The organism is Mycobacterium sp., from assembly GCF_046095365.1.
In the GTDB taxonomy this organism is placed as follows: Bacteria; Actinomycetota; Actinomycetes; order Mycobacteriales; family Mycobacteriaceae; genus Mycobacterium.
Map to the genome: position 1 here is coordinate 15,393 of NZ_JBJTJF010000199.1, position 17,813 is coordinate 33,205.

Consider the following 17,813-nt stretch of genomic DNA (forward strand, 5'->3'; position numbering starts at 1 on the left):
AGCTCAGCTCGGCGTCCCCACCTGCTGCAACTCGGTCGTTCCCACCTGCTGCAACTGCGCGCGCTCCAGCAGGCGCTCCAGTGCCGCCTCGACTTCGGCCTTCCAGCCCAGCCCCTTGTCCAGTTCCAGCCGTAACCGCGGGAAGTACCGGTGCGGGGCCACAACGGTGAAGCCGGCGTCGCGCAGGAAGGCGGCGTCGACCATGCACTGCTCGATGGAGCAGTCGCCGAGGGCATGCACCGCCGGCTCCAGCTCCGGGTCGACCGCCCCGGCGCCGTGCAGCTCGGCCGCCTCCTCGGTCCGGCCGAAGGCTTCCAGCGCCCGCACCCCGCGGCGGACCAGTTCCTCGACGACGTGTCCGATCATCAGCGTGTTCAGGCTGTCCGGCTGGCCGGGCTCGAGGCCCATCGAGGTCAGCAGCACCGCGTCCGCGCTCACCGGGCCGGTCGGGAACCGTTGTGCCCGCGGTACAGCCCGAGGCGGTGCGTAGAGGACATAGCCCAGGCAGGGCTCCTCTCCGTCACCGCGCTCGTCGGTCGCGGCGGCGGCCACCTGCCCGCAGGAACCCCACTCCAGCATGACCATGGACAGCCACGCCTCTTTCTCGAACTCCGGGTCGGGCAGGTAGTCGCCGCCGTCGAGGGTCTGCGGGTCGACCTCCCAGAACACGCATCTGCGGGCATGCTTGGGCAGCTGCTCGAATCCCTCGAGCCGCAGCGGCCTGATGCGAACGGACACCCAATCTCCCGGCTTCGTCTCCCCGGCTCTACCGCCGTGCGGACCCGCGCGACAATTTCAGGATAGGAGAGCACGGCTATCCGCCGCCATTATCGTTCACCGCCGGGGTCCGGTTGGCTCCGAACACCAAATCCGTTGCGGCCCTTACGGATTCGCCTGGCCGGCAACGGCGGGGGAGCAATATTGTCACAGTGACGTAACGGCCCCGGGTGGTGGATCGTCCCTAAGCGGTCGCCGACCGGTTCATCAGTCCGACGATCCGCTCCAGGTCCTCCACCGAGCCGAATTCGACGACGATCTTGCCTTTGCGCTTGCCCAGGCTGACCGTCACGCGGGTGTCGTAGACGCCCGACAACCGCTCGGCGACGTCCTGGAGCCCGGCGACCTGGACGGGCTTGCGGCGCCTGGGACCCGACGGTCCGCCGCCGGCGCGGTTGGCCAGCGTGACCGCCTCCTCGGTGGCCCGCACCGACAGGCCCTCGGCCACGATCCGCGCGGCGAGTTCCTCCTGGGCCTCCGGGCCGCCCTCCAGTGCCACCAGCGCCCGGGCGTGGCCGGCCGACAGCACGCCCGCGGCGACCCGGCGCTGGACCGGGATCGGCAGCCGCAGCAGCCGGATCATGTTGGTGATCAGCGGCCGGGATCGGCCGATGCGCGCGGCCAACTCCTCGTGGGTGACCTGGAACTCGTCGAGGAGCTGCTGGTAGGCCGCGGCCTCTTCCAGCGGGTTCAGTTGCGCCCGGTGGATGTTCTCCAGCAGCGCGTCGCGGAGCAGATCCCCGTCGGTGGTCTCCCGGACGATCGCCGGTATCGTGGCCATCCCGGCCTGCTGCGAGGCCCGCCAGCGCCGCTCCCCCATCACCAGCTGATAGCGGCCGGCTCCCGGCACCTCCCGGACCACGACGGGCTGCATCAGGCCGAACTCGCGGATCGAGTGGACCAGCTCGGCCAGCGCGTCCTCATCGAAGACCTGGCGCGGCTGTTTCGGGTTGGGTTCGATCAGCCCGGGGTCGATCTCCCGGTAGACCGCGCCGATGCCGTTGTCCGCCTCCGCACGGCTGCCCCCGATCACGACATCCGCCGCGGCGTCGCCCAGCCGCGGTCCCCCGTCGGACGGGCCGGTCGGGATGAGCGAGGCCAAGCCGCGGCCGAGGCCGCCCCTGCGCCGCGACTCCTTTGTCATGCTTCACTCCCAGGGATCGACCGGTGTGCCAGTTCGCGGCTGGCGTCCAGATAGCTCATGGCCCCCCGCGAGCCGGGGTCGTAGTCGATGATCGTCATGCCGAAGCCGGGCGCCTCGGACACCTTAACGCTACGGGGTATCACCGTCTCCAGCACCGTGTCGCCGAAATAGCGCCGGACCTCCGACGCCACCTGTTCGGCCAGCTTGGTCCGGCCGTCATACATGGTCAGCAGGACGGTGGACACTTCCAATCGGGGATTGAGATGGGCCTTGAACATCTCGATGTTGCGCATCAGCTGGGAGACCCCCTCCAGCGCGTAGTACTCGCACTGGATCGGGATCAGGACCTCCTGCGCCGCAACGAGTGCGTTGATGGTCAGCAGGCCCAGCGAGGGTGGGCAGTCGATGAACACGTAGTCGAAGTCGGTCTCGTCCAACTCGGCCAGCGCATTGCGCAGCCGGTTCTCCCGCGCCACCATGCTGACCAGCTCGATCTCCGCGCCCGCGAGATCGATGGTGGCGGGAACGCAGAACAGCCGCTCACTGTGCGGGCTCTGGCGGATGGCCTCCCGAACCGGGATCTCACCCAGCAGAACCTCGTAGGAGGACGGCGTGCCCGAATGCCGATCGGCGATGCCCAGCGCGGTGCTCGCATTGCCCTGCGGGTCGAGGTCGATCACCAGCGTCTTGAGTCCCTGGACCGCCAGGGCGGCCGCCAGGTTCACCGCGGTCGTCGTCTTGCCGACCCCGCCCTTCTGGTTGGCGACGGTGAAGACCCGGCGCCGGGCCGGCCGCGGCAGCTGGCCGGCCGCGGTGTGCAGCACCCGCATCGCGCGCTCGGCGGCGGCTCCGATCGGGGTATCCGCCTCCCCCGCCCACGTTTCACGTGAAACATCGCCCGGGGTTCCGTACGGGGGCTGCGTCATGGTCCCTTCCTTCCCGAAGCGCGAGGACGACCTCCGCCGGCCCGTACCGCCGACACGACGGTTGTCGGCGGCCTCAGATAGCCCGCACCACATCTCATCACCTCGACCCCGGTCGCGCCCAATCGGGCCATCGCGGTCCGGCTCTCGGCGACCTCGGCCTCCGCCCGCTCCCCCTTCACGGCCAGCATCCGGCCGCCGGCACGGAGCAGCGGGAGGCTCCACCGGGTCAGCTTCTCCAGTTCGGCGACCGCCCGCGAGACCACAACGTCGGCGCCCCCGGCACGCCCGCGCACCCCCGGCTCCTCAGCCCGGCCGCGAACCACCGCGACCTCGAGGCCGAGTGCGGCCACCGCTTCGGCGAGGAACTCGGTGCGCCGCTGCATCGGCTCGACCAGGGTCACCGACAGGTCCGGCCGCGCGATCGCCAGCGGCAGCCCGGGCAGCCCCGCGCCGCTGCCGACGTCGACCACCAGGGCGCCCGGCTCGATCAGCTCGCCCACGGCGGCGCTGTTGAGAATATGCCTCTCCCATAGGCGGTCCACCTCCCGGGGACCCAGCAGTCCGCGCTCAACTCCGGGCCCGGCCAGCAGGTCCGCGTACCGGCGGGCCAGCTCCAACCGGTCGCCGAACACCTCGGCCGCGGCCGCGCACGGCGCGGGAGCGTGTTTCACGTGAAACATCCCTCCCGCCCCGAACTACACGGATGTAACTTCAGTCCTTGAACACCACGACGCGGCGGGACGGCTCGACGCCCTCGCTCTCGCTGTGCACGCCGTCCACCCCGGCGACCGCGTCGTGGACGATCTTGCGCTCGAACGGTGTCATCGGGGCGAGCTCCTCGCGCTCGCCGCTGTCCAGCACCCGGCGGGCCACCTTCTCCCCCAGCGCCGAGAGCTCGTCGCGGCGGCCGCGCCGCCAGTTGGCGATATCGAGCATGAGCCGGCTGCGCTCGCCGGTCTTCTGCAACACCGCCAGCCTGGTCAGCTCCTGAAGCGCGTCGAGCACCTCGCCTCGGCGCCCGACCAGCTTGTTCAGGTCGCCACCGCCGTCAATGCTCACGATCGCGCGGTCGCCCTCGACGTCGAGGTCGATGTCGCCGTCGAAGTCGAGCAGGTCGAGCAGTTCCTCGAGGTAGTCCCCGGCGATCTCGCCCTCGGCCACCAACCGCTCCTCGCGATCGCGCGCCTTGCCCGCCGGGGCGGCCTCGCCGACATCCTGCGTTTCGGTCTCAGTCATGGTGTCTCCCTTCAGCGTTTGCGTTTCTTCGGGCGCCCGGCCGGCCTCGCACCCGGGCGAGGCGCACGGGTCGGCGTGGCGCCAGTGGTGGGCGGGGAACCGTTCGCGTCCTCGACGGATGCCGACTCGACCGGCGCGGCGCCCTCGGACGGCGCGGAGCCGGGCGGCGCCGTCGCGGCGTCCTTGCGGTTGCGGATCGGCTTGGCTCCCGGGGCCGGGGCGTTGGCCGCCCGGCGCGCCAGCGCCTCCTCCTTCGCGGCGGCCTCCTCCTTCTCGATCTTTCCGAAGACGAGGTGCTGCTGGGCGAAGGTCCAGATGTTGTTCGAGACCCAGTAGATGATGATGGCGATCGGCAGGAACGGGCCGCCGACCACGACGCCCAGCGGGAACACGTAGAGCGCCAGCTTGTTCATCATCGCCGTCTGCGGGTTGGCCGCGGCTTCCGGGCTCTGCCGGGAGATCGACGCCCGGCTGTTGAAGTACGTCGCGATGCCGGCCGCGATCATCAGCGGGATCGACACCGCCGCCACGGCGGGCCGGCTGAAGACGGTGAACGCCTCCAGGCCGTGCTGCTGTGTCATCGAGGCCCCGATCGGCGCGCCGAACAGGTGCGCATCCAGGAAGTGGCCGACGTCGGTGGCGCTGAAGAAGTAGTTGGGCAGGCGCCGGTTCTCCTCGACCGACAGCCCGAGCCGGCCGAACCCGGACTGGGTCCGGTTGAACGACATCAGCACGTGGTAGAGCCCGAGGAACACCGGGACCTGCGCCAGCATCGGCAGGCAGCCCAGGATCGGGTTGAAGTCGTGTTCCTTCTGCAGCTTCTGGATCTCCAGCGCCATCCGCTGGCGGTCCTTGCCGTACTTCTTCTGCAGCGCCTTGATCTGGGGTTGCAACTCCTGCATCTTGCGGGTGGTGCGGATTTGCTTGACGAACGGCCGGTAGAGCACCGCGCGCAGGCTGAACACCAGGAACATCACCGACAGTGCCCAGGCGAAGAAGTTGCTCGGCCCCAGCAGGGCGCCGAAGAGCTTGTACCAGAGCCACATGATGCCCGACACCGGGTAGTACACGTAGTCGAGGCTGAACCAGTTAAACACGGGCGCTCCTGATGGTCTCACCGGCCGTGCGGCGTTCGGGTATCGGATCCCAGCCGCCACGGTGCCACGGGCCGCACCTGGCCAGCCGGACGGCACTGAGCCAGCCGCCGCGAAGCAGGCCGTACTCGGCGAGGGCTTCCACCGCGTACTGGCTGCAGGTCGGCATGAACCGGCACGAAGGCAACCGCAGCGGCGAGATCATGTGCCGGTAGAACTCGATGGCGGCGATCACCGCGCGGGCCGGCAGTCCGGCCCTCCGCGTTCCGGCGCTCACCGGTGCCGGTCCATCAGTGCGTGCGCGCGGCACACCCCGGCCCGCATCTGTTGCTGTAACCGGCCGGACTCCGCGCCGCAGCTGCTCGGCAGCGCCCGCACCACGATCCGGTCGGCTGGGTCCAGTTCGTCGACGACGGTGCGCGCGACGTGGCGTAGCCGACGGGCCACCCGATGCCGATCAACCGCTCCCCCAACGGATTTCGAGACGATCAACCCGACCTGCGGTGCCGACGCCTGAGCTGCACGATAGGCATGCACCACGAGATCGGGCTGCGTCGCGCGCACCCCGTGTTTAACGGTGTGGGCGAACTCCGCAGACCGTGTCATCCGGTTGCGCGCCGAGAGCACTGGGGAATCAGACTGGGAATCAGACTGGGAATCACGCAGTCAGCGAACGACGGCCCTTGCGGCGCCGGCCTGACACGATCGCGCGGCCGGCCCGGGTGCGCATCCGCAGCCGGAACCCGTGGACCCTGGCCCGGCGCCGGTTGTTCGGCTGGAAGGTGCGCTTGCCCTTGGCCACGGCTGTCTCTCCTCGTTCTGCGGCGACAGCCTGCGGCTGCTTCGCCCGTTGCTAAGTTCTCACTCGAACCGGCGCGGTCCCGTCCACCGGCCGCTGCCGTGCCGCCTGTGGTTTGGCGACTCCACGAGGGTACTGAGGACGCTTGCGCTGGTCAAACCGCACTGGCTGCGACGGCGTCGGCCTTGTGGATAATTCGCCGCTCTCCTGTTGGCACCCGGCTGGAAACCTGTTAGCTTCTGGCAGAGCGGTGGCGGCGGCAGATGAACTGCGGCTTACGGCGCCGCTGCCCTTTAATGCCCATCGTTTAATGCCCATCGTTCTGCACATCGGGGATATCGCTGAACCTGTACACACCTGTGGATAACTATGTGGACAGCCATCGGCTGATCTGCGTGGTCCGCAGCCGAGCCGAGACCAGGGGGATCTGTCGGTGACCGAAGGACCGACTTCCGACTTCGCGTCGGTGTGGAACGCCGTCGTCGGCGAACTCAACGGCGACGGCGACTGGTCTGATCACGGGGCCCCGCTCAGCCCCGGACTCACCCCGCAACAGCGGGCCTGGCTCAAGCTGGTCCGGCCCCTGACCATCGCCGAGGGCTTCGCCCTGCTGTCTGTTCCCAGTCCGTTCGTGCAGAACGAGATCGAGCGCCATCTGCGCCTTCCCATCATGGATGCCCTCAGCCGGCGCCTCGGCCAACGCGTCGAGCTCGGCGTGCGCATCGAGCCCTCCGACAATCAGCATCCCGACGACTCGCTCGACCACGACATCCCGCTCAGCGACTTCGACCTCGACGAGATCGACGCCGAGCGCGACCCCGCCGACGACGCCGCGGAGAACTGGCCCAGCTACGTCGCGGAGCGTCCGCGCACCAGCCCCGCCGACGAACCGTCTCCGACCAGCAGCCTCAACCGGCGCTACACCTTCGAGACGTTCATCATCGGCGCGTCCAACCGGTTCGCCCACGCCGCCGCCCTGGCCATCGCCGAGGCCCCGGCCCGCGCCTACAACCCGCTGTTCATCTGGGGTGAGTCCGGCCTGGGCAAGACCCACCTGCTGCACGCCGCCGGCAACTACGCCCAGCGGCTGTTCCCGGGCATGCGGGTCAAATACGTCTCCACCGAGGAATTCACCAACGACTTCATCAACTCCCTGCGCGACGACCGCAAGGTCGCCTTCAAGCGCAGCTACCGCGACATCGACGTGCTGCTGGTCGACGACATCCAGTTCATCGAGGGCAAGGAAGGCATCCAGGAGGAGTTCTTCCACACCTTCAACACCCTGCACAACGCCAACAAGCAGATCGTCATCTCCTCCGACCGGCCGCCCAAGCAACTGGCCACCCTGGAAGACCGGCTGCGGACCCGGTTCGAGTGGGGACTGATCACCGACGTCCAGCCCCCGGAACTCGAGACCCGCATCGCCATCCTGCGCAAGAAGGCGCAGATGGAGCGACTGGCTGTGCCCGACGACGTCCTCGAGCTGATCGCCAGCAGCATCGAGCGCAACATCCGCGAACTCGAGGGAGCGCTGATCCGGGTCACCGCCTTCGCCTCGCTGAACAAGACGGCGATAGACACCTCGCTGGCCGAGATCGTGCTGCGCGACCTGATCGCCGACGCCGGCACCGCCCAGATCAGCGCGGCGATGATCATGGCCGCCACCGCGGACTACTTCGACACCACCGTCGAGGAACTCCGCGGCCCCGGAAAGACCCGGGCCCTGGCCCAATCCCGCCAGATCGCGATGTACCTGTGCCGCGAACTCACCGATCTTTCGCTGCCCAAGATCGGCCAGGCGTTCGGCCGCGACCACACCACCGTGATGTACGCGCAGAAGAAGATCCTCGGCGAGATGGCCTACCGCCGGGAGGTCTTCGATCACGTCAAGGAGCTCACCACCCGCATCCGGCAGCGGTCCAAGCGCTGAAACCCGCTCGATCCCCAAAAAACTTTAGCCACCACACGTCTCACCAGTCACAACAGTTGTTGTGAACAGGTTGTGGACAATCCTGGGGACAGACACCCCGGCGGCGTGGGATGACCCTCACGAACACACCGCGTTCCACAGCCTCCCGCCGCCGGCCGGCCAGCAGTCCCCACCCGACTCACAGCCGCTGATCCCCTCCGAGCAGTCCGTTCGGATAGTCATCCACAACCTGCACAGCCCCTATTACTGATACTGGAATATCTCCGATCTTTTCTTCTCAGAAGAACACCCCTGGGGAAAGTTCGCCGGCGCACCGGTTCGGCGCCCGCGCCGGCCGTCCTGTCGCCCCCATCGAATACCTTTCAAGATCACCGTCGACCCTCTACGGTTGGTCTGCACCGCCCGTTCGCGGCTGCGCGGGGTGATGAAGGGACACTATGGACGTGGCGACCACGACGGTTGGCTCCGACTTGAGGTTTCGCCTCGTGCGCGAGGACTTCGCCGATGCCGTGGCGTGGGTCGCCCGCAGCCTGCCGTCCAGGCCGCCCTCCAATCCGGTCCTCGCCGGCGTCCTCATCACCGGTTCGGAGCAGGGGCTTAGCATCTCGGCCTTCGACTTCGACGTCTCCGCCGAGGCGCAGGTCCCGGCTGAAATCGCTTCTCCTGGAACGGTTTTGGTGTCGGGAAGACTACTCTCTGAGATCACCCGGGCGTTGCCGGCCAAACCGGTCGACGTTCACGTCGACGGCGCCCGGATGCTGTTGAACTGCGGCAACGCCAAATTCTCGCTGCCGGCGATGCCGGTGGAGGACTACCCGGCACTGCCGGAGCTCCCCGCCGAGACCGGGGTGCTGCCCGCGGATGTGTTCGCCGAGGCGGTGGGCCAGGTCGCCGTCGCCGCCGGCCGCGACGACCCCCTGCCGATGCTCACCGGTATCCGGCTGGAGATCGCCGGGGACACGGTGGTGCTGGCCGCCACCGACAGGTTCCGGCTGGCGGTGCGTGAACTCACCTGGTCGACCACCGCCCCGGAGATGGAGGCGGCGGTGCTGGTTCCGGCGCGCACGCTGGCCGAGGCCGCCAAGGCCGTCACGCCGGGCACCGACGTCCACGTGGCGATGGGGGCGGGCGCCGCCGTCGGTGCGGAACGGCTGCTCGGCATGCGCAGCGGTGGGCGGCGCAGCACCACCCGTCTGCTGGACACGGAGTTCCCGAAGTACCGGCAGCTGTTGCCGACCGAACACACCGCGGTCGCCACCATCGCGGTCGCCGAACTCACCGAGGCCATCAAGCGGGTGGCCCTGGTCGCCGACCGCGGCGCCCAGGTGCGGATGGAGTTCGGCCGCGACGTGCTGCGGCTGTCCGCGGGCGCCGACGGCGTCGGCATGGCCGAGGAGGAACTGCCGGTCGACTTCGCCGGGGAGCCGTTGACGATCGCCTTCAATCCCACCTACCTCACCGACGGGCTGGGCTCACTGCACTGCGACCGGGTCACCTTCGGGTTCACCACCTCCAGCAAACCCGCGGTGCTACGGCCCGCCTCGGACGACGCCGGGCCGGGCGGTACGGGGCCCTTCCCCGCCATGCAGACCGACTACGTCTACCTGCTCATGCCAGTCCGGCTCCCGGGCTGACACCGACGAACGAGAAAGGCGCCGCCATGCAGATGGGTCTGATCGGCCTGGGCAAGATGGGTTTCAACATGCGCGAGCGGCTGCGCCAGGGCGGCCACGAGGTGATCGGGTACGACCCCCGCCCGGAGGTCTCCGACGTGCCGAGCCTGGCCGGCCTGGCCGAGGCCCTGTCCGCGCCCCGGGTGGTGTGGGTGATGGTCCCCTCCGGACCGATCACCCACGAGACCGTCGCCTCCCTGGCCGAGGTGCTCAGTCCGGGCGATCTGGTGGTCGACGGCGGCAACTCCCGCTACACCGAGGACGGCCCGCACGCCGAGTTGCTGGCCCAGCGCGGCATCGGGTTCGTCGACGCGGGGGTCTCCGGCGGCATCTGGGGACTGACCGAGGGCTACGGCCTGATGGTCGGCGGCAGCGACGAGAACATCGCCCGGATGATGCCCATCTTCGACACCTTGCGGCCGGCCGGTCCGGCCGCCGACGGGTTCGTCCACGCCGGCCCGGTCGGCGCCGGCCACTACGCCAAGATGGTGCACAACGGCATCGAGTACGGCCTGATGCACGCCTACGCCGAAGGCTACGAGCTGCTCAAGTCCGAGCCGCTGATCACCGACACCCAGGCGGTCATCCAGGCCTGGACCAACGGCACCGTGGTGCGGTCCTGGCTGCAGCAGTTGCTGGCCAAGGCGCTCAAGGAGGACCCCGACTTCGCCGACATCTCGGACTACACCGAGGACTCCGGCGAGGGGCGCTGGACGGTGGAGGAGGCCATCCACCACCGGGTGCCCACCCCGGTGATCGCCGCGTCGCTGTTCGCGCGGTTCGCCTCCCGCCAGGACCAGTCGCCCACCATGAAGGCGGTCTCCGCACTGCGCAACCAGTTCGGCGGGCACGCGGTCAAACGGGTGCCGCTGTCCGGGTAGCCCGGCCCGACACCATGTACGTCCGTCACCTGGCGCTGCGCGACTTCCGCTCCTGGGCCCACGTCGAGGTGGACCTGGAACCGGGCCGGACGGTGTTCGTCGGCCAGAACGGCTACGGCAAGACCAATCTCGTTGAGGCGCTGTGGTATTCGGCGACCCTGGGGTCACACCGGGTGGCGACGGACGCGCCGTTGATCCGGACCGGCGCCGAGCGGGCGGTGGTGTCGACCATCGTGGTCAGCGATGGGCGCGAACTGGCCGTCGACATCGAGATCGCCGCCGGCCGGGCCAACAAGGCCCGGCTGAACCGCTCCCCGGTGCGCAGCACCCGCGAAGTGCTGGGAGCGGTGCGGGCGGTGCTGTTCGCCCCCGAGGACCTGGCCCTGGTGCGTGGAGACCCCGGCGAGCGCCGGCGCTACCTCGACGAACTGGCCACCGTGCGACGGCCGGCCATCGCCGGGGTACGGGCCGACTACGACAAGGTGCTGCGTCAGCGCACCGCCCTGCTCAAGTCGGCGACCGGCTCGCGGCTGCGATCCGACCGCGGGGTGCTCGACACCCTCGAGGTCTGGGACGGTCACCTCGCCGACCACGGCGCGCAGCTGATGGCCGCCCGGCTGGCGCTGGTCAACCAGCTCGGCCCCGAGGTCGAGAAGGCCTACCAGGTGCTGGCTCCTGCGTCCCGCCCGGCCGGCATCGCCTACCGCAGCGGCGTCGACGTCGATCAGACCGACCCCGAGTATCTGCGGGCCGAACTGCTGTCCGCCCTGGCCCGCCGCCGCGACGCCGAACTGGACCGGGGCATGTGCCTGGTCGGGCCGCACCGCGACGACCTGGAACTGCGGTTGGGCGACCAGCCGGCCAAGGGGTTCGCCAGCCACGGCGAATCCTGGTCGCTGGCACTGGCTTTGCGGCTGGCGGCCTATGAACTGCTGCGCGGCGAGGGCAGCGAACCGGTGCTCATCCTCGACGACGTGTTCGCCGAACTGGATGCCGCCCGCCGGCGGGCGCTGGCCGGAGTCGCGGCCGGGGCCGAGCAGGTCCTGGTGACCGCCGCGGTGGGCGAGGACATCCCCGAGGACTGGGACGCCACCCGGATCGGGGTCACCCTGCGCGACGACGAGACCGGGCGGGCCTCTGCCCTGGTGCAGCTATGACCGACCCCGACGCCGACCCGACACCGCCGGAGCACCTGGCCGGCCTGGCCGGGATGGACCTGGTCCGCCGGGCGCTGGAGGAGGCTCGCGCCGCCGCCCGCACCCAGGGCAAGGAGGTCGGCCAGGGCCGGCGCGCGCCCGGTGCGCCCCGGTCCGGCGCCAAGCGGGGCCGCCGGCGCTGGTCGGGCCCGGGCCCGGACGCCCGGGACCCGCAACCGCTCGGCGGGGTCGCCCGGGAGCTGGCCAAGACCCGGGGCTGGTCCCCCCGGGTGGCCGAGGGCACGGTCTTCGCGCAGTGGCCGCAGGTGGTCGGCGAGCAGATCGCCGAGCACGCCATCCCCGTCGCCCTGCGCGACGGGGTGCTCAGCGTCTCGGCCGAGTCGACCGCGTGGGCCACCCAGCTGCGGATGGTGCAGTCCCAGCTGCTGGCGAAGATCGCCGCCGCCGTCGGCGACGGCGTGGTGAAGGCCCTGAAGATCACCGGACCCACGGCCCCGTCCTGGCGCAAGGGACCCCGCCACATCTCCGGGCGCGGACCGCGCGACACCTACGGCTGACGCCCCCCGGAGCGCCCCTATCACACCGGCCTCAGGGGCACCAAAACCCCGCAGACGGGCGTGTCGGCCGTTCGCTGGCACATGGACCGGGGATTGCGCGCGTACGGCGCAATTAGCTGTGTGGAAACGCCGCCGCAGAATCGGTCCTGTCCCACCTTCCCGGTAGACTGGGAGCAGATGTCCGCGCGGCTCGTTCCAGCAGGGGCCGCGCCTCGCTCAATCCCGAGGAGAACCGTCCGGCCGTGGCTGCCCCGAAGAAGAAGAAACCCGACACCGGATACGGCGCGGACTCGATCAAGATCCTCGAGGGACTGGAGGCTGTCCGCAAACGCCCCGGCATGTACATCGGCTCCACCGGCCGGCGCGGGCTGCACCACCTGATCTGGGAGGTCGTGGACAACGCCGTCGACGAGGCGATGGCCGGGTTCGCCAACCAGGTCGACGTCCGGCTGCTCGACGACGGCGGGGTGGAGGTCTGCGACAACGGCCGCGGCATCCCGGTGGCCATGCACGACTCCGGTGTGCCGACCGTCGACGTCGTGATGACCGTCCTGCACGCCGGCGGCAAGTTCGAGGAGGGCGCCTACCAGGTCTCCGGCGGTCTGCACGGCGTCGGGGTCTCGGTGGTCAACGCGTTGTCCACCCGGCTGGAGGCCGACATCTGCCGCGACGGGCACGAGTGGTTCCAGACCTACGACAATTCGGTTCCGGGCAGCATCAAGCAGGGCGAGAAGACCAAGAAGACCGGCACCACCATCAGGTTCTGGGCCGACCCGAACATCTTCGAGACCACCGACTACGACTTCGACACCGTCGAGCAGCGGCTACGCGAGATGGCCTTCCTCAACAAGGGCCTGACCATCACCCTCACCGACGAGCGGGTGATGCCCGAGGAGGTCGTCGACGAGGTCGTCAGCGACACCGCCGAAGCGCCCAAGTCCGCCGACGCACTCGCCGCCGAGAAGTCCGCCCCCGCCAAGAAGGTCATGCAACGCACCTTCCACTACCCCGGCGGCCTGGTCGACTTCGTCAAGCACATCAACCGCACCAAGAAGTCGATCCACACCAGCGTGGTGGACTTCGGCGGCAAGGGCGAGGGCCATGAGGTCGAGGTGGCCATGCAGTGGAACGAGGGCTATCAGGAGTCGGTCTTCACCTTCGCCAACACCATCAACACCCACGAGGGTGGCACCCACGAGGAGGGTTTCCGTGCGGCGCTGACCGGCGTGGTCAACAAGTACGCCAAGGACAAGAAACTGCTCAAGGAGAAAGACGCCAACCTCACCGGCGACGACATCCGCGAGGGCCTGGCCGCGGTGATCTCGGTCAAGGTGGCCCAACCGCAGTTCGAGGGCCAGACCAAGACGAAACTGGGCAACACCGAAGTGAAGTCGTTCGTTCAGAAGGTCTGCAACGAGCAGCTCACGCACTGGTTCGAGTCCAACCCTGCGGACGCCAAAATCATTGTGAACAAAGCCGTTTCGTCGGCCCAGGCCCGGATCGCAGCGCGCAAGGCCCGCGAGCTGGTGCGGCGCAAGAGCGCCACCGACATCGGCGGCCTGCCCGGAAAGCTCGCCGACTGCCGCTCCACCGACCCGAGGGCCTCGGAACTGTACGTTGTCGAGGGCGACTCGGCCGGCGGCTCGGCCAAGAGCGGCCGGGACTCGATGTTCCAGGCGATCCTGCCGCTGCGCGGCAAGATCATCAACGTCGAGAAGGCGCGCATCGACCGGGTGCTGAAGAACACCGAGGTCCAGGCCATCATCACCGCCCTGGGCACCGGCATCCACGACGAGTTCGACATCGCCAAGCTGCGCTACCACAAGATCGTGCTGATGGCCGACGCCGACATCGACGGCCAGCACATCTCCACACTGCTGCTGACCCTGCTCTTCCGGTTCATGAAGCCGCTGATCGAGCACGGCCACGTCTTCCTGGCCCAGCCGCCGCTGTACAAGCTCAAGTGGCAGCGCACCGAGCCGGAGTTCGCCTACTCCGACCGCGAGCGGGACGGCCTGCTGGAGGCCGGTATGAAGGCCGGCAAGAAGATCAACAAGGACGACGGCATCCAGCGGTACAAGGGCCTCGGCGAGATGGATGCCAAGGAGTTGTGGGAGACCACCATGGACCCGGCGGTGCGTGTGCTGCGCCAAATCACCCTCGACGACGCCGCCGCCGCCGACGAGTTGTTCTCCGTACTGATGGGAGACGACGTCGAGGCGCGGCGCAGCTTCATCACCCGCAACGCCAAAGACGTTCGCTTCCTTGACGTTTAGTCGATAGTCGATAGGGACTGACACTGATGACCGACACCACCCTGCCCCCCGACGGGACTGCCGGCGACCGGATCGAACCGGTCGATATCCAGCAGGAGATGCAGAACAGCTACATCGACTACGCGATGAGCGTCATCGTCGGCCGGGCCCTGCCGGAGGTGCGCGACGGCCTCAAGCCGGTGCACCGGCGGGTGCTCTATGCGATGTACGACTCCGGTTTCCGTCCCGACCGCAGCCACGCCAAGTCGGCCCGGTCGGTCGCCGAGACGATGGGCAACTACCACCCGCACGGCGACGCCTCCATTTACGACACCCTGGTCCGGATGGCTCAGCCGTGGTCGCTGCGCTATCCACTGGTGGACGGGCAGGGCAACTTCGGTTCGCCGGGCAACGACCCGCCGGCCGCCATGAGGTACACCGAGGCCCGCCTCACTCCGCTGGCGATGGAGATGCTGCGCGAAATCGACGAGGAGACAGTCGATTTCATCCCCAACTACGACGGCCGGGTGCAGGAGCCCACCGTTCTGCCGAGCCGGTTCCCCAATCTGCTGGCCAACGGATCCGGTGGCATCGCGGTGGGCATGGCCACCAACATCCCGCCGCACAACCTGCGCGAGCTCGCCCAGGCCGTCAACTGGTGCCTGGAGAACCACGACGCCGACGAGGAGGCCACCCTCGCCGCGTGCATGGAGCGGGTCAAGGGGCCCGACTTCCCCACCGCCGGCCTGATCGCCGGAACCCAGGGCATCGTCGACGCCTACACCACGGGCCGCGGATCGATCCGGATGCGCGGGGTGGTGGAGATCGAGGAGGACTCCCGCGGGCGAACCTCGATCGTCATCACCGAGCTGCCGTATCAGGTCAACCACGACAACTTCATCACCTCGATCGCCGACCAGGTCCGCGAGGGCAAGCTGGCCGGCATCTCCAACATCGAGGACCAGTCCAGCGACCGGGTCGGCCTGCGCATCGTCGTGGAGATCAAGCGCGACGCGGTCGCCAAGGTGGTGCTGAACAACCTCTACAAGCACACCCAGCTGCAGACCAGCTTCGGCGCCAACATGCTGTCCATCGTCGACGGCGTCCCGCGCACGCTGCGGCTGGACCAGATGATCCGCCTCTACGTCGAGCACCAGCTCGACGTGATCGTGCGGCGCACCACCTACCGGCTGCGCAAGGCCAACGAGCGGGCCCACATCCTGCGCGGCCTGGTCAAAGCCCTCGACGCCCTCGACGAGGTGATCGCGCTGATCCGCGCCTCGGAGACCGTCGACGTCGCCCGGGCCGGACTGATCGAACTGCTCGACATCGACGAGATCCAGGCCCAGGCGATCCTGGACATGCAGCTGCGCCGGCTGGCGGCCCTGGAGCGCCAGAAGATCATCGACGACCTGGCCGCGATCGAGAAGGAGATCGCCGACCTCGAGGACATCCTGGCCAAGCCGGAGCGCCAGCGCGCGATCGTGCGCGACGAACTCGCCGAGATCGTCGACACGCACGGCGACGACCGGCGCAGCAAGATCGTCGCCGCCGACGGCGAGGTGTCCGACGAGGACCTCATCGCCCGCGAGGACGTCGTCGTCACCATCACCGAGACCGGCTACGCCAAGCGCACCAAGACCGACCTCTACCGCAGCCAGAAGCGCGGCGGCAAGGGCGTGCAGGGCGCCGGACTCAAGCAGGACGACATCGTGCGGCACTTCTTCGTGTGCTCCACCCACGACTGGATCCTGTTCTTCACCACCCAGGGCCGGGTGTACCGGGCCAAGGCCTATGAGTTGCCCGAGGCGCTGCGCACCGCGCGCGGCCAGCACGTGGCCAACCTGCTGGCGTTCCAGCCCGATGAGCGCATCGCCCAGGTCATCCAGATCAAGAGCTACGAGGACGCGCCGTACCTGGTGCTGGCCACCCGCAACGGCCTGGTCAAGAAGTCCAAGCTGACCGACTTCGACTCCAACCGCTCCGGTGGCATCGTGGCGGTGAACCTGCGTGACGGCGACGAACTGGTCGGCGCGGTGCTGTGCTCGGCCGACGACGACCTGCTGCTGGTCAGCGCCAAGGGCCAGTCGATCCGGTTCTCGGCCACCGACGAGGCGCTGCGCCCGATGGGCCGCGCCACCTCCGGGGTGCAGGGCATGCGGTTCAACGCCGACGACCGGCTGCTGAGCCTCAACGTGGTGCGGGAGGGCACATATCTGCTGGTCGCGACGGCCGGCGGGTACGCCAAGCGCACCGCGATCGAGGAGTACAGCGCCCAGGGCCGGGGCGGTAAAGGGATCCTGACCATCCAGTACGACGCCCGCCGTGGCAGTCTGGTGGGCGCCCTGGTGGTCGACGACGACAGCGAGTTGTACGCGATCACCTCGGGCGGCGGAGTGATCCGCACCGCGGCACGACAGGTTCGCAAGGCCGGACGCCAGACCAAGGGCGTTCGCTTGATGAACCTGGGTGAGGGCGACACACTGATAGCCATTGCCCGAAACGCCGACGAACAGGACGACCCGGAGGATCGTGCCGGGGAGGACGGCGCCGAGTAGCGCCGGACGGCGGGACGACGAAGGAGAAGCGGTGAGTTCACCGAACGAGCCGGGTCAGCCCGGGACGGGCGAGCGCCCGGCGGACGTCTATACCGACGTCCCGCCCTGGCAGAACAGCGTCCGCCCCCGCACCGACGGCGCGCCGGTGCGGCCCGCGGCCACCCAGCGCTACGTGACCGGCACCGCAGCACCGGACCTGTCCGGGCTGAACCCCACCGGGCAACGGACCGACCTCAGCGTCGTCGAGCCCATCCCGAGTGAACTGCCCGACCTCTCCGGGCCGGTGCCCAGGCCGCCCCAGCAGGCCCGGCACGCCGCGGCCACACTCACCGCCCCGACCTCGCGCATCCAGGTCGCCGGCGCGCAGCGTGGTCCGCTGCGGGCCAGCATGCAGATCCGCCGCATCGACCCGTGGAGCGCGCTGAAGGTGTCGTTGCTGCTCAACGTGGCGCTGTTCTTCGTGTGGATGATCGCGGTGGCATTCCTTTACCTCGTGCTCGGGGCCATGGGGGTGTGGAACAAACTCAACAGCAATGTCGGAGACCTGCTGACCAGCGGCAGCGGCGGCGGGACCGACCTGGTGTCGGCATCGTCGATCTTCGGCGGCGCCGCCCTGATCGGTCTGGTGAACATCGTGCTGCTGACGGCCATGGCCACCGCGGGCGCCTACATCTACAACCTCAGTACCGACATCGTCGGCGGGGTCGAGGTCACGCTGGCTGACTTGGACTAGCCGCCCGCGGGTGCGGTAGTCTCGTCGCGCATTCGTGCGGGCCTATAGCTCAGGCGGTTAGAGCGCTTCGCTGATAACGAAGAGGTCGGAGGT

17 protein-coding genes are annotated in these 17,813 nt (G+C 69.0%); 8 read left to right on the top strand and 9 right to left on the bottom strand.

The window, feature by feature from the left end; genetic code table 11:
• Window positions 1-3 precede the first annotated feature (3 nt).
• The 9 genes from ACKOQ4_RS15170 to rpmH form a co-directional block, all read right to left on the bottom strand.
• A complete protein-coding gene (locus ACKOQ4_RS15170) occupies window positions 4-738 on the bottom strand; it encodes an acetyltransferase (protein WP_526293278.1) in 735 nt (244 codons plus the stop codon).
• A 223-nt stretch (window positions 739-961) separates the two neighbouring features.
• The gene (locus tag ACKOQ4_RS15175) at window positions 962-1,921 is read right to left on the bottom strand and encodes a ParB/RepB/Spo0J family partition protein (protein ID WP_526293280.1); all 960 of its coding nucleotides are present in this window, start codon (window positions 1,919-1,921) and stop codon (window positions 962-964) included.
• Complete coding sequence (locus tag ACKOQ4_RS15180) at window positions 1,918-2,847, bottom strand: ParA family protein (RefSeq protein WP_526293282.1); 930 nt, start codon at window positions 2,845-2,847, stop codon at window positions 1,918-1,920. The genes ACKOQ4_RS15175 and ACKOQ4_RS15180 overlap by 4 nt, the downstream gene beginning before the upstream one ends.
• A complete protein-coding gene (gene rsmG / locus ACKOQ4_RS15185; RefSeq protein ID WP_526293284.1) occupies window positions 2,844-3,527 on the bottom strand; it encodes a 16S rRNA (guanine(527)-N(7))-methyltransferase RsmG in 684 nt (227 codons plus the stop codon). The genes ACKOQ4_RS15180 and rsmG overlap by 4 nt, the downstream gene beginning before the upstream one ends.
• 31 nt (window positions 3,528-3,558) lie before the next feature.
• A complete protein-coding gene (locus tag ACKOQ4_RS15190; RefSeq protein ID WP_526293286.1) occupies window positions 3,559-4,083 on the bottom strand; it encodes a Jag family protein in 525 nt (174 codons plus the stop codon).
• Window positions 4,084-4,094: 11 nt separating this feature from the next.
• Window positions 4,095-5,129, bottom strand: coding sequence for a membrane protein insertase YidC (yidC, locus tag ACKOQ4_RS15195; RefSeq protein WP_526293308.1), 1,035 nt, complete (start codon window positions 5,127-5,129; stop codon window positions 4,095-4,097).
• A gap of 43 nt (window positions 5,130-5,172) precedes the next feature.
• On the bottom strand, window positions 5,173-5,382 hold the full coding sequence (gene yidD / locus ACKOQ4_RS15200) for a membrane protein insertion efficiency factor YidD (protein ID WP_526293310.1): 210 nt from the start codon (window positions 5,380-5,382) through the stop codon (window positions 5,173-5,175).
• A 68-nt stretch (window positions 5,383-5,450) separates the two neighbouring features.
• Window positions 5,451-5,804 (bottom strand): ribonuclease P protein component, encoded by a 354-nt coding sequence (gene rnpA, locus ACKOQ4_RS15205; protein WP_526293288.1) that lies wholly within the window; start codon window positions 5,802-5,804, stop codon window positions 5,451-5,453.
• Between the two features lie 31 nt (window positions 5,805-5,835).
• Complete coding sequence (gene rpmH, locus ACKOQ4_RS15210; protein WP_019735309.1) at window positions 5,836-5,979, bottom strand: 50S ribosomal protein L34; 144 nt, start codon at window positions 5,977-5,979, stop codon at window positions 5,836-5,838.
• Between the two features lie 430 nt (window positions 5,980-6,409).
• Between rpmH and dnaA the strand changes: the two genes are divergently transcribed.
• From dnaA to ACKOQ4_RS15250, 8 genes are all read left to right on the top strand, one after another.
• Window positions 6,410-7,906: a chromosomal replication initiator protein DnaA gene (dnaA, locus tag ACKOQ4_RS15215; RefSeq protein ID WP_526293290.1), complete on the top strand. Its 1,497-nt coding sequence runs from the start codon at window positions 6,410-6,412 to the stop codon at window positions 7,904-7,906.
• A gap of 443 nt (window positions 7,907-8,349) precedes the next feature.
• On the top strand, window positions 8,350-9,540 hold the full coding sequence (gene dnaN / locus ACKOQ4_RS15220; protein ID WP_526293292.1) for a DNA polymerase III subunit beta: 1,191 nt from the start codon (window positions 8,350-8,352) through the stop codon (window positions 9,538-9,540).
• A 26-nt stretch (window positions 9,541-9,566) separates the two neighbouring features.
• Entirely contained in the window at window positions 9,567-10,460 is an 894-nt protein-coding gene (gene gnd / locus ACKOQ4_RS15225; RefSeq protein ID WP_526293294.1) for a phosphogluconate dehydrogenase (NAD(+)-dependent, decarboxylating), read from the top strand.
• 14 nt (window positions 10,461-10,474) lie between these two features.
• The gene (recF, locus tag ACKOQ4_RS15230; protein WP_526293296.1) at window positions 10,475-11,617 is read left to right on the top strand and encodes a DNA replication/repair protein RecF; all 1,143 of its coding nucleotides are present in this window, start codon (window positions 10,475-10,477) and stop codon (window positions 11,615-11,617) included.
• Window positions 11,614-12,174, top strand: a complete 561-nt coding sequence (locus ACKOQ4_RS15235) for a DUF721 family protein (RefSeq protein ID WP_526293298.1) — start codon at window positions 11,614-11,616, stop codon at window positions 12,172-12,174. The genes recF and ACKOQ4_RS15235 overlap by 4 nt, the downstream gene beginning before the upstream one ends.
• 242 nt (window positions 12,175-12,416) lie before the next feature.
• Window positions 12,417-14,450 (top strand): DNA topoisomerase (ATP-hydrolyzing) subunit B, encoded by a 2,034-nt coding sequence (gene gyrB / locus ACKOQ4_RS15240; protein ID WP_526293300.1) that lies wholly within the window; start codon window positions 12,417-12,419, stop codon window positions 14,448-14,450.
• Between the two features lie 26 nt (window positions 14,451-14,476).
• Window positions 14,477-16,987: a DNA gyrase subunit A gene (gene gyrA / locus ACKOQ4_RS15245; RefSeq protein WP_526293302.1), complete on the top strand. Its 2,511-nt coding sequence runs from the start codon at window positions 14,477-14,479 to the stop codon at window positions 16,985-16,987.
• Window positions 16,988-17,018: 31 nt separating this feature from the next.
• Window positions 17,019-17,720, top strand: a complete 702-nt coding sequence (locus tag ACKOQ4_RS15250; RefSeq protein ID WP_526293304.1) for a DUF3566 domain-containing protein — start codon at window positions 17,019-17,021, stop codon at window positions 17,718-17,720.
• The last annotated feature ends 93 nt before the right edge of the window (window positions 17,721-17,813 follow it).